23 protein-coding genes, 1 tRNA gene and 4 pseudogenes are annotated in these 22136 nt (G+C 69.8%); 13 read left to right on the top strand and 15 right to left on the bottom strand.

What is annotated here, in order from left to right; all coding sequences use genetic code 11:
• Positions 1-2: 2 nt before the first annotated feature.
• From ACWD10_RS32645 to ACWD10_RS32635, 3 genes are read right to left on the bottom strand one after another with little or no spacing between them, the layout of a single operon-like run.
• On the bottom strand, positions 3-1337 hold the full coding sequence (locus ACWD10_RS32645) for an RNA polymerase sigma factor (protein WP_451097280.1): 1335 nt from the start codon (positions 1335-1337) through the stop codon (positions 3-5).
• A complete protein-coding gene (locus ACWD10_RS32640) occupies positions 1319-1696 on the bottom strand; it encodes a YciI family protein (RefSeq protein WP_451097279.1) in 378 nt (125 codons plus the stop codon). The genes ACWD10_RS32645 and ACWD10_RS32640 overlap by 19 nt, the downstream gene beginning before the upstream one ends.
• A gap of 10 nt (positions 1697-1706) precedes the next feature.
• The gene (locus tag ACWD10_RS32635; protein ID WP_451097278.1) at positions 1707-2315 is read right to left on the bottom strand and encodes a dihydrofolate reductase family protein; all 609 of its coding nucleotides are present in this window, start codon (positions 2313-2315) and stop codon (positions 1707-1709) included.
• 175 nt (positions 2316-2490) lie between these two features.
• On the opposite strand from ACWD10_RS32635, the pseudogene ACWD10_RS32630 reads away from it, so the two are divergent.
• A pseudogene (locus tag ACWD10_RS32630) lies at positions 2491-2580 on the top strand (phosphorothioated DNA-binding restriction endonuclease); the annotation flags it as partial.
• On the opposite strand, the gene ACWD10_RS32625 reads toward ACWD10_RS32630, so the two are convergent.
• From ACWD10_RS32625 to ACWD10_RS32600, 6 genes are all read right to left on the bottom strand, one after another.
• The gene (locus tag ACWD10_RS32625; protein WP_451097277.1) at positions 2544-2771 is read right to left on the bottom strand and encodes a hypothetical protein; all 228 of its coding nucleotides are present in this window, start codon (positions 2769-2771) and stop codon (positions 2544-2546) included. The pseudogene ACWD10_RS32630 and the gene ACWD10_RS32625 overlap by 37 nt on opposite strands.
• Before the next feature lie 171 nt (positions 2772-2942).
• The gene (gene tatA / locus ACWD10_RS32620; protein ID WP_451097276.1) at positions 2943-3215 is read right to left on the bottom strand and encodes a Sec-independent protein translocase subunit TatA; all 273 of its coding nucleotides are present in this window, start codon (positions 3213-3215) and stop codon (positions 2943-2945) included.
• Between the two features lie 16 nt (positions 3216-3231).
• Positions 3232-3816 (bottom strand): TerD family protein, encoded by a 585-nt coding sequence (locus ACWD10_RS32615; RefSeq protein WP_451097275.1) that lies wholly within the window; start codon positions 3814-3816, stop codon positions 3232-3234.
• Between the two features lie 37 nt (positions 3817-3853).
• Entirely contained in the window at positions 3854-4537 is a 684-nt protein-coding gene (locus ACWD10_RS32610) for a hypothetical protein (protein WP_451097274.1), read from the bottom strand.
• 131 nt (positions 4538-4668) lie between these two features.
• Positions 4669-5244, bottom strand: coding sequence for a TerD family protein (locus ACWD10_RS32605; protein ID WP_451097273.1), 576 nt, complete (start codon positions 5242-5244; stop codon positions 4669-4671).
• 162 nt (positions 5245-5406) lie between these two features.
• Positions 5407-5673, bottom strand: a complete 267-nt coding sequence (locus ACWD10_RS32600) for a GlsB/YeaQ/YmgE family stress response membrane protein (protein WP_451097272.1) — start codon at positions 5671-5673, stop codon at positions 5407-5409.
• A 247-nt stretch (positions 5674-5920) separates the two neighbouring features.
• Between ACWD10_RS32600 and ACWD10_RS32595 the strand changes: the two genes are divergently transcribed.
• Positions 5921-6316, top strand: a complete 396-nt coding sequence (locus ACWD10_RS32595; RefSeq protein WP_451097271.1) for a BlaI/MecI/CopY family transcriptional regulator — start codon at positions 5921-5923, stop codon at positions 6314-6316.
• Positions 6317-6323: 7 nt separating this feature from the next.
• A complete protein-coding gene (locus tag ACWD10_RS32590) occupies positions 6324-7277 on the top strand; it encodes a M56 family metallopeptidase (RefSeq protein ID WP_451097270.1) in 954 nt (317 codons plus the stop codon).
• A 59-nt stretch (positions 7278-7336) separates the two neighbouring features.
• On the opposite strand, the gene ACWD10_RS32585 is transcribed toward ACWD10_RS32590, so the two are convergent.
• The 3 genes from ACWD10_RS32585 to ACWD10_RS32575 form a co-directional block, all read right to left on the bottom strand.
• Positions 7337-7828: a hypothetical protein gene (locus ACWD10_RS32585; RefSeq protein WP_451097269.1), complete on the bottom strand. Its 492-nt coding sequence runs from the start codon at positions 7826-7828 to the stop codon at positions 7337-7339.
• A gap of 86 nt (positions 7829-7914) precedes the next feature.
• On the bottom strand, positions 7915-8370 hold the full coding sequence (locus tag ACWD10_RS32580; RefSeq protein ID WP_451097268.1) for a tellurite resistance TerB family protein: 456 nt from the start codon (positions 8368-8370) through the stop codon (positions 7915-7917).
• Positions 8371-8523: 153 nt separating this feature from the next.
• Positions 8524-9546, bottom strand: a complete 1023-nt coding sequence (locus ACWD10_RS32575; RefSeq protein ID WP_451097267.1) for a sporulation protein — start codon at positions 9544-9546, stop codon at positions 8524-8526.
• A gap of 488 nt (positions 9547-10034) precedes the next feature.
• Here ACWD10_RS32575 and ACWD10_RS32570 point away from each other — a divergent pair, with 488 nt between their 5' ends.
• The 4 genes from ACWD10_RS32570 to ACWD10_RS32555 all read left to right on the top strand — a co-directional run bounded on the left by ACWD10_RS32570 (position 10035) and on the right by ACWD10_RS32555 (position 15025).
• Positions 10035-10949, top strand: coding sequence for a hypothetical protein (locus ACWD10_RS32570; protein ID WP_451097266.1), 915 nt, complete (start codon positions 10035-10037; stop codon positions 10947-10949).
• A gap of 356 nt (positions 10950-11305) precedes the next feature.
• Complete coding sequence (locus ACWD10_RS32565; RefSeq protein WP_451097265.1) at positions 11306-12655, top strand: hemolysin family protein; 1350 nt, start codon at positions 11306-11308, stop codon at positions 12653-12655.
• Positions 12652-13674 carry a hemolysin family protein gene (locus ACWD10_RS32560; protein ID WP_451097264.1) on the top strand — a complete coding sequence of 341 codons (1023 nt, stop codon included), beginning with the start codon at positions 12652-12654 and terminating at the stop codon, positions 13672-13674. Before ACWD10_RS32565 ends, ACWD10_RS32560 begins: the two co-directional genes overlap by 4 nt.
• Before the next feature lie 202 nt (positions 13675-13876).
• Positions 13877-15025, top strand: coding sequence for an acyltransferase family protein (locus ACWD10_RS32555; protein WP_451097282.1), 1149 nt, complete (start codon positions 13877-13879; stop codon positions 15023-15025).
• A 5-nt stretch (positions 15026-15030) separates the two neighbouring features.
• Here the strand turns inward: ACWD10_RS32555 and ACWD10_RS32550 are convergent, their stop codons facing one another.
• Positions 15031-15207, bottom strand: coding sequence for a hypothetical protein (locus tag ACWD10_RS32550; RefSeq protein ID WP_451097263.1), 177 nt, complete (start codon positions 15205-15207; stop codon positions 15031-15033).
• Between the two features lie 142 nt (positions 15208-15349).
• Between ACWD10_RS32550 and ACWD10_RS32545 the strand changes: the two are divergent.
• From ACWD10_RS32545 to ACWD10_RS32535, 3 pseudogenes are all read left to right on the top strand, one after another.
• Positions 15350-15510, top strand: a pseudogene (locus tag ACWD10_RS32545) (potassium transporter TrkA); the annotation flags it as partial.
• 20 nt (positions 15511-15530) lie between these two features.
• Positions 15531-16049 (top strand): annotated as a pseudogene (locus ACWD10_RS32540) (cation:proton antiporter domain-containing protein); the annotation flags it as partial.
• Between the two features lie 1743 nt (positions 16050-17792).
• Positions 17793-18399, top strand: a pseudogene (locus tag ACWD10_RS32535) (tyrosine-type recombinase/integrase); the annotation flags it as partial.
• A 62-nt stretch (positions 18400-18461) separates the two neighbouring features.
• Here ACWD10_RS32535 and ACWD10_RS32530 read toward each other — a convergent pair.
• Positions 18462-18535 (bottom strand) — tRNA-Gly (locus ACWD10_RS32530).
• A gap of 501 nt (positions 18536-19036) precedes the next feature.
• On the opposite strand from ACWD10_RS32530, the gene dcd reads away from it, so the two are divergent.
• The gene (dcd, locus tag ACWD10_RS32525; protein ID WP_451097262.1) at positions 19037-19612 is read left to right on the top strand and encodes a dCTP deaminase; all 576 of its coding nucleotides are present in this window, start codon (positions 19037-19039) and stop codon (positions 19610-19612) included.
• Positions 19613-19620: 8 nt separating this feature from the next.
• The gene (locus ACWD10_RS32520) at positions 19621-20151 is read left to right on the top strand and encodes a phosphoribosyltransferase (RefSeq protein ID WP_451097281.1); all 531 of its coding nucleotides are present in this window, start codon (positions 19621-19623) and stop codon (positions 20149-20151) included.
• A 65-nt stretch (positions 20152-20216) separates the two neighbouring features.
• Here ACWD10_RS32520 and ACWD10_RS32515 read toward each other — a convergent pair whose 3' ends face one another.
• The gene (locus ACWD10_RS32515; RefSeq protein WP_451097261.1) at positions 20217-21107 is read right to left on the bottom strand and encodes a Yip1 family protein; all 891 of its coding nucleotides are present in this window, start codon (positions 21105-21107) and stop codon (positions 20217-20219) included.
• 363 nt (positions 21108-21470) lie between these two features.
• Between ACWD10_RS32515 and ACWD10_RS32510 the strand changes: the two genes are divergently transcribed.
• A complete protein-coding gene (locus ACWD10_RS32510) occupies positions 21471-22007 on the top strand; it encodes a hypothetical protein (RefSeq protein ID WP_451097260.1) in 537 nt (178 codons plus the stop codon).
• Positions 22008-22136 lie beyond the last annotated feature (129 nt).

The following is a 22136-nucleotide window of genomic DNA, read 5'->3' as shown; positions in this document are numbered from 1 at the left end:
GGTCAGGGCGGTCCTTGGATCGTGTTACGGGCTCTCAGCGTCGCGGCACGTTGTTCGAGGAAGGCGCGGGCGGCCGGGTCGTCGCTGAGCGCCACCGCCTCGGCGAACGCTGCTACGGCCTCCGCCCTTCGGCCGAGGCGTGCCAGCAGGTCGCCGCGCGTCGCATGGTAGGGCTGGAACCGCTGGCGTTCGGCCGGCAAGCCGTCCAGCAGCGCCAGCCCGCGTTCCGGGGAGTCCGTGTGTGCCACGACGGCCGCGTGCGCGACGCGGCTTCCCATACTCGGCGCGACCGCGACCAGGGCCGCGTAGAGGGTGCCGAGCGCGGCCCAGTCGGTCTGACCGGTCCGGGCCCGGTCGCAGTGCACGGCCTGGATGGCGGCCTCCAGCTGGAACCGGCCCGGTGCCCGGCCGGGGCGTTCGGCCCGCCGCAGGTACTCCTCCCCGCGTGCGATGAGCGCCCGGTCCCACCGGGCCGTGTCCTGCCGGTCCAGCGGTACGTAGGTCCCGGCGGACGTCGCCCGGGCGGCTGCCAGCGCCAGCAGCGCCGCCAGGGACCACGCCTCGGGCTCATCGCCGAGCAGGGTGGCCGTCGTGACGGCGAGGTGCACGGCCTCACCGGCGAGCGGTTCCCTCTCGCCCCGCCTCGGCCCGGCCAGCGCGAAGCAGCCGTAGATCGCCTCCAGCACCCCTGGAAGGCGCTCGGGCATGGCCTGCCGTCCGGGGATGACGAACGGAATGCGCGCGTCGCGGATGCGCCGCTTGGCACGCACCAGCCGCTGCGACATGGCACCGGCGGGCACCGCGAAAGCCCGTGCGATCTCGGCGGAGTCGAACCCGAGCACGGTCTGCAACATCAGCGGCGTGCGGACGTTGGCGGCGATGGCCGGGTGAGCGCAGACGAACAGGAGGGCCAGCCGCCGGTCCGGGATCGCGTCCGGGTCGAGATCCTCCAGGGGTGAGACGGCGTCCGCGCCGGTGTCGGTGGCCGCCTCCAGTGGCTGGTTACGGCGGTGCGCGGCGGATTTCCAGACGTCCCGCTGCCGGTTCCGCGCGACCGTCAGCAGCCAGCCTTCCGGGTTGCGCGGCACGCCGTCCCGTGGCCAGGCGGTCAGGGCCTGCTCGAACGCCTGCGCCAGGGTGTCCTGGGCGAGTTCGAGATCGCCGGTGGGGGCCGCCAGCAGCGCCACCAGCCGGCCGAATGAGGTCCGCGCGGTGCGCTCGGCGACGGACGCGACCTCCGCGGCCGTCCCGACCGTCCCGGCCGTCTCTGCCGTCCCGGCCGTCTCTGCCGTCCCGGCCGTCTCTGCCGACTCGCCGGTCATGAGGACGGAACCCATCTCCCGTCGTCAAGGTGCACGGCACCGGGCCGGATCTCGACCGTGCCCCACGAAGCGGGGGGCGCCTGCCGCGCCCACTCAAGGGCGGCGTCGAGATCCGGCACGTCGATGACGATCACACCGCCGAGTTGCTCCCTGGTGTCGGCGAACGGCCCGTCCTGAATGCGCGGCTCTCCCTCGACCAGGGTGAGGGTGGTCGACATGGCCGACGGCTGCAACACCTGGCCGCTCACCAGCACGCCGGCCTGCTCCAGCGTCCCGGCGTAGGCCGCGAAGGCCCGCATCCCGGCGGCCATCGCCTCCTCGCCGATCGACTCGTCGGTCTCCTCGCCGTAGTGGAACAACAGCATGTACCGCATATCGCCACCCTTACACAGCCGTGCCGGACCGACCGTGTCGCTTGACCCGGTACCGCGCGACCATGACGCCGGTCGTGGACGTGACCGACTCCTCCAGCTCCAGATCGGCGCGTTCCCCTTCGCCGAACAGCCGGGTGCCCGAACCGAGCACGATCGGGTGGATCAGCAGAACGTACTCGTCCACCAGCCCCGCCGCGTGGAGCGAACGCACCAGTTCTCCGCTGCCGAGGACGGTGATCACCCCCTCGACGTCCCGCTTCAGCGCGGCCACGGTCTCGCTCGCCTCTCCGGGCAGGAGGGTGGAACGGGGGAAGGCGAGCTCGGTGCCCGCGTCGCGCGAGACGACGTACTTCCGCTGGCCCACCAGAGCCTCGGTGAACGGATTGGGCTCCGGCACGGAGGTCCAGTAGCCCAGCAGGTCCTCGTACGTCCGCCGCCCGAACAGCATGGCGGTGGTCCTGCCGATGCTCGAACCGGCGAACTGCCCGATCACCTCATCGCCGTAGCCGTCCCCCCACCCGCCGTGGCGAAAGCCGGCACGCGTGTCCTCGTCCGCCCGTCCCACGCCCTGCATGACTCCGTCCAGGGTCACACTTTCGAAAATACTGATCGTGCCCATGACCGATCGCCTCCTCCTCATCGCCTCCCGGACCACGGCATGTGGCCCGGCATAGTGATGACGAGCCGGGGAGAGCCGGACAGACATCCCGAAAGAAATTTCTCTCCCGCCACCGTCGCGCCGCCCCCGCAGCCGTCAGGACGGGCCGTGGTGCCCAGTCCGCGACGACGACCCGGCGGCGGTGCGCAGGCGGCGGGAGCGACGGATGCGGGAGCCGGTGCTGACCGCCTACGAGTACCGGTGCGCCTTCTGCGGATACGACGGCAGCGCTTCATCGGCCATGGCCCCGCCGCCCGCGACCACGTTCCTCGTGACGGCCATCGCCCTCACCACACGTTTTACCGAGGGCACCTCGAGGCGTTGAGCTGCGTTGCCGAGGAACTGCTCCTGAGGCTGCTGCTCGCCAGTGATGTGAGCAGGATCGGACACCACGGTGGCGGCGACCTGGAGGTCCATATCCGTTCGGCGGCTGACCTTCGGGTGGCCCTGCCTCTGCTCCGGGCGGGTTTCGGCGCGGCGTGAGCGCGGTGCGCCTCAGCGAAGGGCCGCCGAGGCGGTCGGCACCAAGTCCTGGAAGGCCGGCCGGGGCTCAGTCTCATGCTCGGCGCGGGGGTTCCGGAAGCTTGGTCACTGCGGGTGCTGCCGGTCGTTGCCGGGGTTTCGGTGGTCGTCCGGGCGGTTGTCCGTGTCCTGGGGCGGCATCACCCTTCCCTCGATCACTTGCGGCGGGCTGTTGTGGCTTTCGTCGTCGGCTGTCCGGTCCTTCTTCATGGCCTTGGCCTCGGCCTTGAGGATGCGGGCGGATTTGCCTGCGGAGCGGGCGAGTTCGGGGAGCTTCTTGGCGCCGAGGATGAGGATGACGACGATGAGGAGGATGGCGAGTTCGCTTATGCCGAGCATGGAACCGGGGCTCCTGTCACAGGTGGGCGGCGATGGCGGGCATGAGGTCCTTGAAGGTGCGACCCGCGGCGGGTTCGCCGATGGCCCGCATCTGCCAGCCGCCTCCGTCGCGGTGGACCTTGGCCATGATCTGGGCGGTGTGGCTGCCGCCGCCGGTGAGGGTGTAGCGGGCGAGTTCGGCGCCGGTGTTCTCGTCGACGAGGCGGCAGAAGGCGTTCTGCACCTCGGCGAAGGTCTGTCCGGTGAAGGAGTTGACGGTGAAGACGATCTGGTCGACGTGTGCGGGGACGCGGGCGAGGTCGACCAGGATCGTCTCGTCGTCGCCGCCCTGGCCCGCGCCGCCGACGAGGTTGTCGCCGGTGTGGCGGACCGAACCGTCGTCGCTCGTCAGCTGCTGGAAGAAGACGACGTCGACGGGCTCCTGGCCCGCGAAGAGCACCGCGGAGGCATCGAGGTCGATCTCGCCACCTCCGGTGAGCTTGGCCAGGAAGCCCTTGCGGGGTGCGGACTTCCAGCCCAGGCCCATGCGTACGGCCGTGAGGGCGCTGCCGTCGGACTTGCTGAGGCTGATCTGCTGGCCCTTGGTGAGGTTCACGGACATGGGTGCGGATTCTCCTGGCTGTAGTGCTGATGGGGTGTCAGTCGGATGCGGGTGGGGTGTCGTTCCCGGCGTGCGTGGTCCGGTGGTCGGCGAGGGCGGTGCGGAGGTACGGCAGCATGCCGCGTTCGAGGAGCGCCTGGCGCCATGCCTCGCGGGCCTGTTCGGCGTCGGCCGTGTACAGCCGTATGCGGGTGGTCGAGTCGGTCGTACGCCGACGCTGGGCCGACAGCAGGAGTGCGGTGACCCCGATGACGGCGCCGGCGGCCGCGAGGGCGGCGCTGATCCAACCGGCGGTGATGAGCGGGGCCGCCAGGTCGGCCTCGGCGCCCGTCAGGCGGAGGGCGTAGCCGAGCAGCAGGAGGATGGCCGCCGCGGCGGCGGAGATGAGGGGGGCCAGGACCGCGAGCGCGGGGAGCAGAGCGACGCCAGGGCGCGGCCCGCACCAGGCACCCCATGTGGTCGGCGGCCGGGTCAGGGGCTCGGAGGATGCGGGCTGTGCTGCCGTGGCGGCGCGGGCTCGGAGGTAGGCCCGGTATTCGCTCTGGGCGGCGGCCGTGATCTCGTCGGCCGCGGCGAGGGCCCGGGAACGCACCTGGGCGAGGGTGGGCGCGGACGGCTCGGGGGGCAGCAGATCGCGGATGTCCGCGGCGTCGAGTGCCAGGTGCAGGACCAGCTCGAAGTCGCCGCGGTCCTCAGGGCGTAGCGAGGTCGAGCGGATCATGGCCTCCCCCGGCCGGTATGGGTGATGTCGGGACGACGGGTCGGATTCGGCACCGTGATGGACGGTCGCCGGGGTGCGGCCGCGAGGGCTGCTTGCCCGGCGGCCGCCCATGGGTGGAGCCGCCAAGGGGTTCAGACGTTGACGCCGAAGTCCTGGGCGATGCCGCGCAGTCCGGAGGCGTACCCCTGGCCGACGGCGCGGAACTTCCACTCGGCGCCGTGCCGGTAGAGCTCGCCGAAGACCATGGCGGTCTCGGTGGAGGCGTCCTCGGAGAGGTCGTAGCGGGCGATCTCCTGGTTGTCCGCTTGGTTGACCACGCGGATGAAGGCGTTGCGGACCTGGCCGAAGGACTGGCCGCGGTTCTCCGCATCGTGGATCGAGACCGGGAAGACGATCTTGCTGATCTCGGCGGGTACGGCGGCGAGGTTCACCTTGACGGCCTCGTCGTCGCCCTCGCCCTCACCGGTGAGGTTGTCGCCGGTGTGCTCGACCGAGCCGTCCGGGCTTGTGAGGTTGTTGTAGAAGACGAAGTGCTGGTCGGAGAGGACCTTGCCGGCCTCGTCGCACAGCAGCGCGGAGGCGTCCAGGTCGTAGTCCGTGCCGGTGGTGGTGCGCACGTCCCAGCCGAGGCCGACCAGTACCGCGGTCAGGCCCGGGGCCTCCTTGCTGAGCGATACGTTGCCGCCCTTGGCCAGGGAAACTCCCACTGTCTTCTCCTCCTTGGTTCACGGGGTGCCGGTCGTATCCGGCCTGAAAGGAACGGGACGAATCTACAGGAATGTAGAAGCATGTGGGTGGGGTGTCAGCGCCTGTGGCCGTGAACCGCCTTTCGGCGAGCGGCGGTTGGCCCGTGCACCCCCGGGGTGCGGTCAGTCGCGGGAGTGGCCGAAGAGGATCCGGTACCCGACCAGGAGGACCAGGGCTCCCGCGATGGCCGAACCCCAGGTGGCCAGGTCGAAGAACTCCTTCTGGATCGGGCGGTCCAGGAACGTGGCCGAGAGCCAGCCGCCCAAGAACGCGCCCGCGACACCGATGAGCGTGGTGCCGATCAGGCCGCCCGGATCGCGCCCGGGCAGAAGGATCTTGGCGATGGCTCCGGCGAGCAGGCCGAGGACGATCCAGCTGACGATGCCCATATCTGTTTCCCTCCCGTTGTTCACGTTCGCGAGCCGCAAGTAACCCCGCGCCCCTGGTGGTGGGGAATCGGAGACGCGCAGCGGTCCGGGCGGCGGCCGGTGCGCGCCCGGCCGACTCCAAGCTATCTACAGGTGTGTAGAGCGATCCAGAGGGGGTGGTGCCATCGAGGCGGCCGAGCCCGTGAGTCATTACGATGAGCCGCCGGTCCCGGAAGGTGGGGGGCGGCAGGGACGGAGGGAGGCGAAGATGGCACGGCGCAAAGGCTCGGACGGTCATCGGCGGCGCGGGCAGGGCGAGTTGGAGGCACTGGTGCTCGCCGCGCTGCGGCAGGCGTCCGGGCCGGTGACGGCGGGCTGGGTGCAGGAACGGCTCGGCGGCGACCTCGCGTACACCACCGTGATGACCATCCTGACCCGGCTGCTCGCCAAGGAGGCGGTGACCCGGGAGCGCCGCGGCCGGTCCTTCGTCTGGACGCCGGCCGCGGACGAAGCGGGCCTTGCCGCACTGCGGATGCGCCGCATGCTCGACGCGGAGGCGGACCGCGAGGCGGTTCTGGCCAGCTTCGTCACCGGCCTCGGCCCGGACGATGAAGAGCTCCTGCGGAGCCTGCTGGGGCAAGCCACGGAAGAGCCGGAGGACTGAGCCTGCCGTGGGGATCTTCGTCTTCCTGCCGCTGGTCCTGCCCTTAACGGCCTGGCCGATCGCCCGCATCGCCGAGAACCGGCTGCACCCGCGCACCGCCACCCGGCTGCTGACCGCAGTCGCGGGCGTGATGGCGGTGTGCAGCACGCTGTGCCTGGCTCTGATCATGGTGGTCGGCACCGCGCAGCTGCCCGGCAACCCGTTGCCGGACGGCTGGTCCGATCCGGAGGTCCGGGCGGCTGTCCCCTTCGACGAGATCGCCGGGAAGGTGGCCATCCCGGCGCTCCTCGCCGTCGCCGTGGCGTGTGGCCGCGTCCTCGTCCGCCATCGCCGGGTGCGGCGGCGTGCCTGGGCCGCCCTGGCCGGACTGCGCCAAGGGCAGGTGGCCGTGCTCCCGGACGCCGCCTCGTACGCGTACGCCCTGCCCGGGGACGGTGGGCCGGGTCGGCGGGGTGGCCGGATCGTGGTGACCACCGCGCTGCTCGACTTTCTGGACAGCGGTGAGCGCCGGGCGCTGTTCGCGCACGAGCGCGCACACCTGGCCGGGCGTCACCACCGGTATCTGCTCACGGTCCAACTGGCCGCCCGCGCCAACCCGTTCCTGCGCCCGCTGCGCACCTCCGTCGCTTTCACCGCCGAGCGGTGGGCCGACGAGGACGCTGCCGAAGCGGTCGGAAGCCGTACCGCCGTGGCCCGCGCGATCGGCAAGGCCGCCCTCGTCGCCCGCCCGGCCCCGGCCCCGACGCTGGCCCACTTCGCCGCGCCCGGGCCCGGACCCGTGCCACGCCGGGTCGCCGCGCTGCTCGGCCCCGCGCCTCTGGCGCGCATCTGGCCGCCCGCCTTCACCTCGGTGGGCCTGGCCGTCTGGGGCGCCGCGGCCGGCACGGTGGCGTCCGCCCTCTCGTCGGCCAACTCGGCGGTGACGATGGCGGCCATCCTGTACGCGGCCACCCCGCTGTAGACCCGGACGCACCGCGCCCGTTTCCGCCGGCTCGGGCTCCCTCCGTGCAGGGCCGGTCGTCATGCCCGCCACACCCCCATCGGCGCGGGCCGGCGCGGCACCGCCGTGGCACCGATCGCGGCCCCGTAGGCGTCGGCCGCCTCGGGACTGAGGTACGGGGGCAGGCGCAGCAGCACGGGCCCGCAGAGGTAACCGTGCTCGGCGGGCGCAGGCACGTCGACGGCGGCCTGGAGCTGCTCGGCGCGCAGCCGGGCGGACTCCGCGTCGTCGAACACCTCGATGACACCGCCGAGATGGACGCTCCCCGTGTCGGCGGCGGCCACGGCCCCACCGTCGATCCGCCGGTCCTCGAAGGCCGCTTTGCTGCGGTAGCCCCCGGGGCGGCCGAGCAGGCCGTCCGGGTCGCTGGCCCGGCTGTGGAGCGTGACGTTCTCAACCGGCAGCCCGGCCTGCTCGAGGCGCCGCCAGATCCCTGCCGCCTCGCTCGTGACCGGCGCGGGCGCGGGAGAGGCGGCAGCACGCTCGGGTTCAACCGCGACAGGACACGACAACAGGACACGACATCAGGACACACGGACGACGATGCCGGGCCCGCAGACGGCGCCCGCGGGCCCGGCATCCGTGGGCCGGGGTCGGCTCAGAGGTCGAACTCGTGCGGGGGCAGGTCGAGGGCGTAGCAGGCTTCGCGTACGACCTGCTGTTCGTCCTTGTCGAAGTCGCCGTCGGCGCCGCCGATGACGATGCCGATCTGGACGACGGCCCGTGCCTCGGCGGGCTTCTTCTTGGCCTTGGCGATTTCCTGCATCACGCTGACCTTGCCGAAGTCGAAGTCGGCGGTCAGCTTGTCGCAGTTGGCCTCGAACCGGCGCCGCAGATCGTCGGCGTCGAAGTTCTGCAGCACCTCATTGGTGGCGATGAGCTGGGCCACCTTCTGGCGCTCGGAGGCGTCGATGGAGCCGTCCGCGGCGGCGACCAGGGCACAGATCGCCATGCTCGCGTCGCGGAAGGCGCCGCTCTTGAGGTCGTTCTTCTTCGCGAGGAGCTGAGTCTGCATCTGGGCGGCGGACTCTTTGAAGCGGTCGAACAGGCCCATGGGAACTCCGTATGTCACGTCTCAGGGGTGCTCTGGGACGGGGCCCGGCCCAGAGCGATCTTCTACGTCACTGTAGAGGCTAGCGGGGTGACGAAGAGGGCCGTATCCCCCTTCATCGCCCCGCTCATCACCCTGCTTCGTCACTCCGCTTCGTCACCCCTCCTCTTCCTCCTCGTCGCCCTCGAAGAAGTCGCCCACCTCGTCCACGACTTCGGCGGCCACCATGCCGCCGACGACACCGACCGCGAGACCGGCCGCCCCGGCGGCGACGGCGGTGCCCATGCCGGGCCCCGAACGGTGGTGGCCGTCACCGTGATGGCCGTCACCGTGATGGCCGTCGTGGTGCGGGTGTCCGGAGTGGCCCTCGTGCCCGTGCCCGTATGCGGCGTGCGAGCCGTGCGCGCTCCGGTGCTCGATCAGCTGGCGGATCCAGCCGTCGACTTCGCTGTTCCAGTCGACCGCCTCGGCCCCGTGGTGGTTGACGGAGAAGCGGGTCGGCGCGTCGTGCCCGGAGGAGAACAGGCCGCCGCGCTTGTCCGCCTCCAGGACCACGTCCATGCCGCCCGGGTCGGCGAGGAAGGTCACCTCGATCTCGTTGACCGCGTGCGCGTACTCCGGCGACGGGGTCAGCTCGATCTCCTGGTAGAAGGGCAGCTGCTGGCCCGTACCGCCGATGTGCCCCAACTCCAGGTCGGCCGAGCGGAATCCGAAGCCGAGCTGACCGAGAGCTTCCAGGACCGCCTCCTGCGCGGGCAGCGGCGCGACCGTGAGCGGATCGAGGTCACCCTTGTCCTTGGCGCCCGCCACCGCCAGCTCCGTGCGCACCCCGAGCACGATGCCGAGCGGCTGGCCGTGCAGCTCCGTGACCGGCGTCTCCCAGGGCAGCATCACACTGAACGGCACGCTCTGCTCGGCACCTTCGGCGAGCCGGAAGCCGCCGCCGACCGTGAACCGCTCAAAGGCGACGAAGCCCTCGCTCTCGCCCTGCTCGTGCTCGGCCTCGACCCGGGCCACCAGCTCCAGGGCGATGTCGTCGATGTCGAAGTCGGCGTTTCCGCCCTTGAGGTGAACCTGTCCGGCCAATGCCCCGCCGGGCCGGACCGGACCGGGGTCGAGGACTGTGTCCACCGTGGGGCCGCCCACGCCGAGCGAACCGAGCAGCCGTTTGAACACCATCGTGGCGTCCACTCCTTCACGTGAGGATCTTTCCGTAGCCCTTCAACAGCTTGTGTCTACAGGGCTGTAGAAGCATAGAGCGGTCCCGGCGAGCCTCGAAGACGACGGCCACAGACCGGAGTTGAGCGTGACCGGAACGGGTGCAGCGATCAGGGGTGCGGCTGGAGCCGGGCGCCCCTGAGCCGCCCCTGACTTATCCCCGGTCTTCCCCTGATCCGGCCCCCCTCCCGGAGACGGAGGCTCCGTCCCCACCCCCCGAGGCCGGGTGAGGAATTGCCTGGTGGTTCAGGTGTGAGAGGTCAGGGACGGGCCGAAGAAAGGCTCATTCCGGCCCGTCGTCCCGCCTTCTCGCCGAGGGCGGAATGTTGTCCTCCGGGAGCGGAGCAATGGTTCGCTGTCGCCGGTCACATCAGCAGTCCAGCAGTCCAGCAGTCCAGCAGTCCAGCAGGGCAGCAGGTCAACAGGGCACGGGACGCGGAGGAACGCTCATGCGCGGGTACAGCAGGCGTGGTGTCATCATCGGCGGCGCGGCCGCGGTGGTGACACTGCTCACCGGGGCAGGACAGGGGCGTAGTCGGGCAGCGGAGCGGAGGCAGCGGGCCCCGCTGGCTGTGGTCACGGGTGAGGGCGGTTTCATGTCGCCGACGACGGCCCCCGCCGGCGACGTGGCCTTCCGCGTGCACACGACGGGCCGTACCACCGGCTTCGTCGGCCTGGCCCAACTCCGTGGCGGGGCCAGCGAGGACGAGTTCCGCGCACGGCTGCGACGTGTCTTCGAGACCGAGGGGGCGGAGAACATCCAGGCGGCGAGGGAGTTCGCCGCCACCGCCGAACTGTTCGGCGGGGCACAGACCCATCCCGGCCAGGACCTGACCTTCACCGCACACCTGGAGCCGGGCCGCTATCTCGTCCTCGAATTCCTGGACTTCCAGGGCGACCGTGGCCGGGAACCGGAACCCGGCCAGGAATACCTCCGCACCCTCACCGTCACCGACGCCGCGGACGATGGAACACCGGCGCGCCCCGCCGCCGTCCTCACGGCCCGCGACGTACCCGGCCAGGGGCCACGCTTCCAACTGGAGGGCCACATACTGCCCGGCAGGACCCTGCGCTACGTCAACGCCATGGGCAGGGATCAGGTGGACGAACTGGTCTTTTACCCCATCGACGACGACTCCGTCACCGAGGACGACCTCCAGGCGTTCTTCGACGGCAGCACTACGGAGCCGCCGTTCGACATGGCCAGGGTGCTTGGCACCCCGCCGCTCTCCCCCGGACGTCACGTGACCCTGGAACTGCCGCTGAAGCCGGGCCGGTACGCCGTCGCCACGTGGGCCAACAGCCTCGAAGACGCCCGTCCCCTCGCCGCGCACGGCCAGTACTTCATCACCACCGTGTACTAAGACCTCTGACGCAACATGGTCCGCAGGCGTCACCAGCAGGCCATGCCCGAGCCGGACCCGTCGTCCCGGACAAGTCCGCGTACGAATGATCCGACTGAAGGAGCCACGGTCCCGCAATGGGTGAGCCTCCCGGTACCAGCCGTGCCACATCCCGCCCGCACCGCGTGAGCCAGGGAGCGGGGGTGGCAGGGTGACCGGGGTCCTGCACGCCGAGAATCGTTACCCGGATCCACGTACGAGAACGGAGCCACCTTGTCCGCCAGATCGACGGACCCCGACGTCCCTGGGCACTGTCCCGGACCATCCCGCCTCCCTGAGCTTGAGCTTGAGAGCGGCACGCGGCGGGGTGGTGTCCGTTGAGTGCTGTCCTCGGCCTGCTCGCCGTCCTTGTCCTGACCGCGGGCACCGGCTACTTCGTGGCCCAGGAGTTCGCGTACGTCGCCGCCGACCGCATCGCCCTGGCCCGTGAGGCCGAGGCCGGGGACAAACGGGCCGCCCGCGCCCTGAAGGTCCTGGAGCGGCTGTCCTTCATGCTCTCCGGCGCCCAGCTGGGCATCACCGTCACCGGCCTGGTCGTCGGGTTCCTCGCCGAGCCCTCCGTGTCGGCGCTGCTCGGTCCCGCGCTCGACGGCACCGGACTGCCGGACGGAGCGGTCTCGGCGATCTCCGTCGTGGTGGGCTTCCTGGTGGCGACCGTCCTGCAGATGGTCGTCGGCGAGCTCGCGCCGAAGAACCTCGCGCTCGCCGTGCCCGAGCGACTGGCCAAATCCCTGGCCGCCTCCACGCTGGCGTACCTGAAGGTCGTCGGGCCGGTGGTGCACGTCTTCGACGGCGCCGCGAACAAGCTGCTGCGCAAGGTCGGCATCGAGCCGGTCGAGGAACTGCACCACGGCGCCACCCTGGAGGAGCTCAGCCACCTCATCGGCGAATCCCACGAGCAGGGCCACCTGCCGCGCGAGACCGCCGAACTCCTCGACCACGCTCTGGACTTCTCCGAACGCACCCTGGACGAGGTGATGGTGCCGCGCGCGGACGCCGTGTTCGTGCGCAAGGACGCCACCGCCGCCCAAGCCGTGGGCCTGATCGCCAAGCACGGTCACTCCACCTACCCCGTCCTGGGCGACCACCCCGACGACGTCGCAGGCGTCCTCGGCGTCCGCGAGCTGATGCGGCTGCCCGCCGCCCGCTTCGAGGAGGACACGGCCGGAGCGCTGGCCCGCCGCCCGCTGCTCCTGCCCGACACCCTGCCGCTGCCCGACGCGGTGGCGCAGATGCGCGAGCGCGACGACGAGTTCGCCGTCGTCCTCGACGAGCACGGCGGCGTCGCGGGCGTGGTGACGTACGAGGACATCGCCGAGGAACTCGTCGGGGACATCGCGGATGAGTCCGACACCGTGGTGGCGACGGCCGTCGCGGAGGCCGACGGCGGCTGGCTGGTGGACGCGGGCCGCCGCCTCGACGAGGTCGCCGACGCCACCGGCGTCCACCTGCCCGAGGAGGACGACTACGACACCGTGGCCGGACTCGTCATCGACCGCCTCGGCCGCTTCCCGACCGTCGGCGACCACCTGACCGTGCACCTGCCCGACGGCGGCCGCGCCGCCATCGACGTACTGGCCCTGGACCGGCACGTGCCCGAACGGGTCCGCCTCAAGCAGCAGCCCGCCACCGATACCGCCGCAGCCGACGAGGAGGCCCGTGCATGAGTTTCCCCATGGCCCTCTTCGTCACGCTCCTGCTCCTGATCGGCAGCGGCTTCTTCGTCGCCGCCGAATTCGCCCTGGTCGCAGCCAAACGCCACCGCGTGGAGCAGGCGGCCGCGGCGGGGCAGCGCGGCGCCAAGTCCGCGCTCGCCGGCATGCGCGAGCTCTCCCTGATGCTCGCCGGAGCCCAACTCGGCATCACCATCTGCACCCTGGGCCTGGGCTCGATCTCCAAGCCCGCGATCTCGCACGAGATCGACCCGCTCCTGGAGAAACTCGGCCTGCCCGCAGGGCTCAGCTACGGCATCGCCTTCGCCGTCGCCATGGTCATCGTGGTGTTCCTGCACATGGTGGCCGGTGAGATGGCCCCCAAGTCCTGGGCCATCGCTCACCCGGAGCGCTCGGCCATGCTGCTCACCCCGCCGTTCCGGGCGGTGGTCACGGCAGTACGCCCGCTGCTCTGGCTGCTCAACAAGGTCAGCAACGCGCTGGTACGGCTGTGCCGGGTCACCCCGCGCGACGAGCTGACCTCGGTCCACAACCGCGAACAGCTCACCCACCTCGTCGCCGAGTCCGAACGCCTCGGCCTGATCAGCCCGACCGACTCCGAGCTGCTCACCAGCTCCCTCACCGAACCGCAGACCCCGGTCCGCGACCTGCAGACCCCCGCAGACGAGATCACGTCGGTGCCGTCGACGGCGGATGTCGAGGAGATCCTCCGGGTGGCCGCGGCCACCGACCGCACCCGGCTGCTCGTCCGCGACGGCGCCACGGTCCTCGGCTCCATCCACGCCCGGGACGCCCTGGTGGCCCGCGCCCGCGGCAAGGCCACCACCGCCGGGGACCTGGCCCGCCCGGTGCCGGAATTCACCGGGCACCACACCGTCACCCACGCCCTCGAGGAACTACGGCGACGCCGTGCGACGCTCGCCGTGGTCTGCGACGACTCCCGCCGCCTTACCGGCCTGGTCAGCCTCGACGACCTGCTCGCACGGCTGATGGAGCCACGCCAGGCAGGGTGACGACGGCCCCGAGGCCACGACCGGTGTTACCGGTGTTACCGGTGTTACCGGTGGTCAAGCCCACACGCAGGAGGGTTGTGCGGGTGCGGCGTCCAACAACTACAGTGCCGTAGATGTTTGGCGCTGACGCTGCACCCGCAACCCTTGTAAGACGGCAGATCGCTGCTCCGGGTTCCGCCGGGGAGGGATATCCGTGAGCGACATGCTGCGCGCGTCGCGCCGAACGGGCAGTCCCCTTCCGCCCACGCGCCAGGTGCCACCGCAGGAGTCGGTCCGCGCAGCGGTTCCGAAGGCGGACCGGCCAAGCAGCCAAGGCAAGGCAGGCAAGCAGCGGGACGCGTTCTTCGACAACGCCAAGTACCTGGCGATCGTGCTCGTCGCGATGGGGCACGCCTGGGAGCCGTTGCGCGACGACAGCAGGGCGGCCGCCGCCCTGTACATCTTCGTGTACACCTTCCACATGCCGGCGTTCATCATCATCTCCGGCTACTTCTCGCGGAGTTTCGACGCGAGCCCCGGCCGCCTGAAGCGCCTGGTGACCGGCGTCGCCGTGCCGTACGTCCTCTTCGAAGTGGCGTACTCGATCTTCAAGCGGTACGCCGACGACGACCCGACGCATCCGATCAGCCTCCTCGATCCCTGGTACCTGACGTGGTTCCTGGTGGCGCTGTTCATCTGGCGGCTGACCACGCCGCTGTGGCAGCTGGTCCGCTGGCCGCTGCCCATCGCGCTCGGTATCGCGGTGCTCGCCTCCGTCTCGCCGGACATCGGCGACGACCTCGACCTGCAGCGCGTGCTGCAGTTCCTGCCCTTCTTCGTACTCGGCCTGTGCCTGAAGCCGGAGCACTTCCAGCTCGTACGCAACCGCAGGGCCCGGCTGCTCGCCCTCCCGGTGGGCGTGGCGGCCCTGGTGTTCGCGTACTGGGCGGCGCCGCGGATGAACGCCGCCTGGTTCTACCACCTCGTCAGCGCGCAGGAGTTGGCCGCGCCGTGGTGGTCGGGTGCGGTGATGACGCTGGCCCTGTTCGGCTGCTCGCTGGTCCTGACGGCGTGCTTCTTCGCCTGGGTGCCCGGGCGGCACCTGTGGGTCACGGCGCTCGGCGCGGGCACCCTGTACGGCTACCTGCTGCACGGCTTCCTGGCGAAGGGCTCCCGCTTCTGGGACTGGTACGAGGTCGACTGGGTGCACACTCCGTGGGGCGCGATCGTCATCACGCTGTTCGCCGGGGCACTCATCACCGCGTTGTGCACCCCACCGGTGCAGAGGGCCTTCCGGTTCGCCATGGAACCGAAGATGGAATGGGCCTTCAATCGGGACACCGTGTCCTCGTCGCGCGAGGCGTCGAGATGAGTGGCCTACGTGAGTGGCTGAACCGGCAGCATCGGTCGGCTGACGGGGCAGTGCGCTTCCGGCTCACCCGCCCGGAAGGTGGTCCGGCAGGTCTCCGCGTCCTTGTGGCCGTGGACCACCACGATCGGACCGTCGGGCACGTCGACCACCAACTGCGCCGACTGCTCGACCGGGTTCACCATCGAGATCTCCCTGGCAGCTGCACTTCTGGTACCGCAGCGGGTGCGTTACGTACTCCTGGCGGTCGGCGCGGGCTCCCACCTGAGCATCGCCGTGAGGATGGGCCTGTGGAGCTTCGGGTCGGCGATGGGGGCGGGTCTGTTGCTGCTGCACACCACCGACCTCGGGCTGGTGGCTGAGCGGGTCGAGCTGTCGGCCACGTCGTACTGGAATGGGCGCCTCCTGGCGAGACCCGGATGCGTACCGATACGGGTGTGTCGATCGTGGCGATGCTGCGCCGCGCGAACGCCATCCCTCGCCCGGCTCGGAATTGCGGCTCGCGGTCCTCAACGCCGTGCCCGGCGCCGCCCTGGCACTGCTCCTCGGGTGGGGGCCGGTGGCGGCCGCGGTCCTGGCCGGAGTCGCCTGGATCTCGTCCTCCGGCGTCATCGCCAAGGTCCTCGGCGATCTCGGCCGCCTCGGTAACCGCGCGACGCCGGTCATCCTGAGCATCCTGGTCCTCGAAGACCTGGCCATGGCCGTCTACCTGCCGATCATCACGGCCCTCCTGGCCGGAGTGAGCATCGCGGCCGGAAGCGTCACGCTCGCCATCGCACTCGGCGTGGCCGCCCTCGTCCTCTTCCTCGCGCTGCGCTACGGCCGGGTCATCTCCCGCTCCGTCTTCAGCGACGATCCGGAGAAGCTCCTGCTCTTCGTGCTCGGCCTGACCCTGCTGATCGCCGGGCTCGCCCAGCAGCTCCAAGTCTCCGCCGCAGTAGGCGTGTTCCTGGTAGGCGTCGCCCTGTCCGGGGACGTCGCCGAGGGCGCGCACAACCTGCTGTCCCCACTGCGGGACCTGTTCGCCCCTGGGCGCTGCTCACGAGCCAGGACACGGTGTTGGTACCGGCCGCGCTGGCGTTCTACCTCGGTGGCGCCATCGGCTTGGCCCGGCACCTGCCAGGAGGACACCAGGCAGCACCCGGTGTCCGCTGCTGTGGTGCTCACCGCGCTGATCGTGCTGTGGTCGGTGAGCGTGGTGCGTCTGGCATGGCGGATCAAGCGGCAGCGTTGTTGCTGATGACCTCGCCAGGACCGATGGCGCTCCTCGTCCGGTGGCGTGGCGGACAGATGTACCGAGTGGACGGCATCTCCCAGATGCGGTGGGACACTCTGCCCAAGACGACGTCCCGGACGTGCCTGCCGAAGAGCTGGTCACGGGAGATGATGGAACCGATCGTGTACGGCCTTGTGTTCGGCGGCCGTTGAGGGTGATCCCGGCGGTGGGAGGCGACTGCGCTTGCGTTTGTGCCGGTGAGGAACGTCGCGACCAGCATCGCCGTGTAGCCCGGTCTGGACAACAAACAAGGCCCAGGTCGATGACCTGGGCCTTAAGCGTGGAGCGGGTGACGGGAATCGAACCCGCGCTCTGAGCTTGGGAATCGCCGGTGATCTGGCTGCAGTTGGAGCGCTGACCTGCATGAACGGATGCGGATGGCTGTTCCTGGAACTGCCGTCTGCCCCGTCGTTCACCGGTGCTCCCCGCCCAGTCGGGCACGCATCGGGCACGTGGCGTAGGCCATGGGGACAGCCTTGGTCGTGTCGTGAGCACTGCTTCAGGATTTTTGCACAGGGCCGTGGACCGATCAGGCTGCCCGTAGTACTTCAATGGCGCTTATGAGCGAAGGGATCTACACCCTTGCGGGTGCAGTTGTTGGAGGACTCGTAGGCGTCCTGGGGACCATAGGTGCGGCACGCATCACTGGACGGGATCAGAGGCGAAACCAGCATGAGCAGTGGCGTCGTCAATTGCGCAGGGATTCATACAGCCTGTTCCTTATCCGGGCAGGAGCGGCACTCCGCGCCGCCAACACAGCCCATGAATCTGCCCGCACAGACGCCGATGACGTCGCCCAGTGTTTCCATGAGTTGGAGACTGCATACGGACAGCTAGAGGAGGCGGCAACTTTGGTGACGCTGGAGGGACCAGAGCCTATAGCGGACGCTGCCGTGAATGCCTACTTCTGTATTGGAGCCTGGAAGAACGCCTTGCGCGCAGCGCACAGTGGCCCCCCTGAGCTTCAAGACGCGGCCTGGGGCCGGGCGTTGCAAGCGAACAGCGACTCCGAGCAACGCGTCGAGGAGTTTGCTCCCCTGTGCCGTGGGTTGCTCGATCAGAGCTAGGCCAGAGCCCCCTACGCCTGGCCGTGGCACCGTCCGACCTGGCGCGAGGCCATGGCGCTCCTGAGAGACAGTCAAGCCCCGGCCACCGTCGAAGGTATGTTGCTACGCTCTGGTTGTTCGCTAGTTGAGACTAGGGGCAGGAGTCTGGGGTTCGATTCCCCTGGCCACCTTCCTCGTACTCGTCTCGGCCGCGTTGGCACTCAGGTTCACCCTTCTGACCCTAGACGGCTCTACGTCAGAAAGTCTGAATAACACCGCTGCACGAGGGGAGAGCAATATGAAACGAATGCGGAAGTCCATTAAGGCCGCTCTGAATGTGGCCGCGACGGTCGTAGAAGGTTGCGCAGCTGGTCTGCTGCTTCCTGTCTGAGCTGGCGAGCCCAGAGCCCCGAAGCCAATCGCTTCGGGGCTCTGTACTTTTCCCCACTACGGCCCCGCCCGCCCTGAAGAGCAAGCAGCCCTGCGCCGACCGGACGTCAGCCTCGACCCTCTCGGCATCTGGATCCGCACCGCAGAGCCCGAGCTGAACACCGGCCGCCGCGTTCCCGGCGATACCAAGTCCCGTGCGGGCAAGCGGTTCATCGTGCTGCCCGGCTTCATGGAGAGGGACGTGAAGCGGCACCTCGCCTGGTACGCCGAGAAGAAGCCGGATGGGCTGCTTCGTCGGCGAGATGGGCGCTCCCTTCCGACGCTCCACCTTCGGGCGGAAGTGGCGCAAGGCCCGCGCCAAGGTCGGCCTGCCTGAGGACTTCCGCTTCTATGACCTCCGGCACACGGGGCACACCCTGTCCACACAGTCCGGTGCCACCCTCAAGGACACGATGGTCCGCGCAGGGCAGTCCTCCGAGAAGGCCGCGATGATCTACCAGCATTCCAACTTGGCGCGGCAGCAGGAGGTCGCCGACGGCATCGCTGATCGCGTACGCGCGGAGCGAAAGAAGGCTGTCGCCAAGGGAGATGATCAGGAGGCAGCGGAGAACGGGTACGCACCGGACGATCAGTCATCGGGCACGCAACGGGCACGAGACGCTTAGATCGGTCTAGACAACGGCTGGACAACAAACAACCCCCGGGTCGCTGACCTGGGGGTTTGTCGTGGAGCGGGTGACGGGAATCGAACCCGCGCTCTGAGCTTGGGAAGCTCATGTTCTACCATTAAACTACACCCGCGTAGGTGCTGGATCGACGTCCGCAGCACCGTCGCAAACCTTACCTCATCGAGGGCTCCTGGTGTATCTGCCAGGGGCCCTTTGCGCTGTCCCGGGGCGGTGGGGGGAGGGCGGAAGCGGGTGCGGGGGTGGGGAGTTGGGGCGTAGCGTGGTGGGGCGGAGCGGCGCCTGGAGTGGCTTCCCTTTCGTCCCGTAATGTGAGCTTTTGTCGTCAGCGATCAGAGACTCACTGGTGTGGGGAAGGGACTCAGGACTTGATGGAGCGCACCGTCGTCCGCTGTGCCGAGGGGCACGTGTTCAGCACCGCTTCGTTTCCGATGCAGCAGCTCGGTACGGACCGGCTCGGGCCTGGTCGGCTGATCCGCTGTCCGCGTTGTGCCCGGTTGCGGCATGCCGTGCGGGTGGACGCGGGCAAGCGGTAGCCGGGGTAGCCGACGGCTTACGGAGCGCGTGGGTGTCGTCCGATTGGGGCGGGCCCGCGCGCTCTGCGTATCCTCGGGGCGTGCTCCTCTCAGATAAAGACATCCGGGCCGAGATCGAGGCCGGACGGGTGCGGATCGACCCGTACGACGACACCATGGTGCAGCCCTCGAGCATCGACGTGCGGCTCGACCGCTACTTCCGGGTGTTCGAGAACCACCGCTACCCGCATATCGACCCCGCCGTCGAGCAGGCCGATCTGACGCGGATGGTCGAGCCGGACGGTGACGAGCCGTTCATTCTCCACCCCGGCGAATTCGTGCTCGCGTCGACGTATGAAGTCATTACGCTGCCCGATGACCTTGCCAGTCGGCTCGAGGGCAAGAGTTCCCTCGGGCGGCTCGGGCTCGTCACGCATTCCACTGCCGGGTTCATCGATCCCGGGTTCTCCGGTCACGTGACGCTCGAGCTCTCGAATCTCGCGACGCTGCCGATCAAGTTGTGGCCGGGGATGAAGATCGGGCAGCTGTGCATGTTCCGGCTCACCTCGCCCGCCGAATTCCCCTACGGGAGTGAGCGGTACGGGTCGCGCTATCAGGGGCAGCGCGGTCCCACAGCCTCGCGGTCCTACGTCAATTTTCACAGGACGCAGGTGTGAGCAGCGGTATGGGTGACGGGGTGGGCATTGCGGCGAGTGGCGTCGGGGGCGTGCGGGAGAATCTCACGTACGAGCGGTTCGGTGCCGCGGTGCGTGAGCTTGCGCAGGTCATCGCGGATGACGGGTACCAGCCGGACATAGTGCTCAGCATCGCCCGCGGGGGCGTCTTCGTCGCGGGCGGGCTTGCGTATGCGCTGGACTGCAAGAACATTCATCTGGTGAATGTCGAGTTCTATACCGGTGTGGGCACCACTCTTGAAATGCCTGTGATGCTTGCGCCTGTGCCCAACGCCATCGATTTCTCCAACAAGCGCGTTCTCATCGCGGATGACGTTGCCGATACCGGTAAGACGCTGAAGCTCGTTCATGACTTCTGTCTCGACGCTGTGGCCGAGGTGCGGTCCGCTGTCATCTATGAAAAGTCGCATTCGCTTGTGAAATGCGAGTACGTGTGGAAGCGGACCGATGAGTGGATCAATTTTCCGTGGAGTGTTGAAGCTCCCGTCGTGAAGCGGGATGGGCAGGTTCTCGACGCCTAGTCCACGATCAGTCTGCGGTGCGGCCCGGTGGTTTCCACCGGGCCGCACTCGTATACGTACGTGGGTCAGAACGTGCCCAGCTTGATGATCGAGAGCAGGGCGATCAGCTGGATCGCGGACGCGCCCAGGGCCTTGGGCCAGGGCAGGTCGTGGGACTTGCTGACCATGGTGGTGAGGAGCGCGCCCGCGGCCACCCAGGTTGCCCAGCCCAGGACCTGGACCAGGGGGGCGTCGCCGCCCAGGAACATGGCGAAGACCAGGCGTGGGGCGTCCGTGAGGGACATGATCAGCATGGAGAGGCCGACCGTGGGCTGCCAGGAGCCGTCGCCGCCCATCTGGCGGGCCAGGGTGTGCGTGACGGCGCCCAGGACCAGGGAGCTCAGGACGATGGCCACGCCGGTCGTCAGGACGATCGGGATGCTGGTCGCGAGCGTCGCGCTGATCGCGTCCTCGCGGGCCTGGTCGAAGCCGAAGACCGCGAGCAGGCCGTAGATGAACGTGACGGTGAGGGCCGGGCCCCACATCGCGTGGTCGCGCATCCGCAGGAAGGTCTCGCCGGGGCGGAGGACGATTCCGCTCAGGAGTTCCTTCCAGTGCAGGCGCGGGCCGACCGGGGCCGGGGCGCTGCCCGCGCGGTAGGTGTCCCCCTGACCGTACGGGCCCTCGCCGATGGAGAACGCCTGGGTGTGGCCCGGGTTGTTGGCCGCGTACGGGTCGTGCGGGGCGCCGCCGGCCTGCTGGTGGTACGGGTCCGTGAAGTACTCCGGTTCGCCGTGCCGGCCGGGGCCCGGGCCGCCCGCCTGCGGCCACTGCTGCTGCGGGTACGGGGGCGCGGGCGGGCCGCCGTACGGCGGCTGCTGCGGGGCGGCCTGGCCGTACGGCTGCTGCTGCGGGTGTTGTTGCGGGCGCGGGGGGCGATTGTCCCGGCGGTTGCGTCCCATCCTGAATCCAGCCACTCATCGAACGTACCTGGTCCCCGGGGGTGGCGTGGGACCACGGTCGTCTTCCGGACGCATTGCTGCTGAGCTGTGACAACCCCTAGGGGACCTCGGGGGATCGGGACTTAGGGGACCCTTCTGGGGCTCCTGGGCACTCCCGGGCGCACTCCCGGGGCGCCGCCGGGCACTCCTGGGGGCGTCTGCCGGGCACTCCTGGGGAACCTGGGCTTAGCGGGGCTTTACGAGGTTGCCGGGAAGGCTGAGTCCCGTCGTTACATTCCGTACGGGATACGCAGACATGGCGCGCTTAACTTCGGGATCACCTGTACCTGCCGAGCCACGTTCCTGCCGAGCCACGAGAGCCATGAGGACTTCGACACCATGCGCGCCATCCGCCGGACGATCCGTACCGCAGCCGTCGTGACGGGCGCCGTCGCGGCCCTGGGCCTGCCCGCCCAGGCGGCCTTCGCCGAGGCCGCGGGCGAGGCCACGGGCGAGCCCTCGGGGACCGCGTCCGCGTCCCCGTCCGCCGGGGAGCGGTCCGGCCTCCGTGAGTTCGTCGGTACGACCAGGCTGGCGGACGGGTCGGTCGCGAAGGTCTACGGGGTCGGCGAGGGCCGGTTCGAGGCGGAGATCAGCAGTTGGGCGTACGACGTGCAAGGCAAGCTGATCGAGAAGTTCACCGTCCGGAAGGACGGGAGCCGAACCTCCCCGGCGTCGGCCAAGGGCAAGAAGGTCGCCGTGGCCAACCCCACCACGCCGACCGGCGGCGTACGGGCCGGGGCCGAGGGCGCTGGTGCGACGACGCCCGAGCCGCAGGTCGGGAGCGCCCCGATGGTCGCCGCGGGCGGCGGCATCGCGGCCCTCGGCGCGGCAGGCCTGGGCTTCGCCCTGCTTCGGCGGCGCGTGACGGACTGACGGACTGACGGGTCTGACGGGACTGACGGGCCAACGGCCGGACGTAACGTACCTATGGCCCGGCGTACGTATCCATGGACTGTCATGGCCCGGCCTACGTACCCATGGCCTGACGTACACACGGACCGC

This window comes from Streptomyces sp. NPDC002851 (assembly GCF_053591935.1).
The sequence above is the reverse complement of the archived record's forward strand: the minus strand, read 5'-3'. Positions and strand labels throughout refer to the sequence as shown.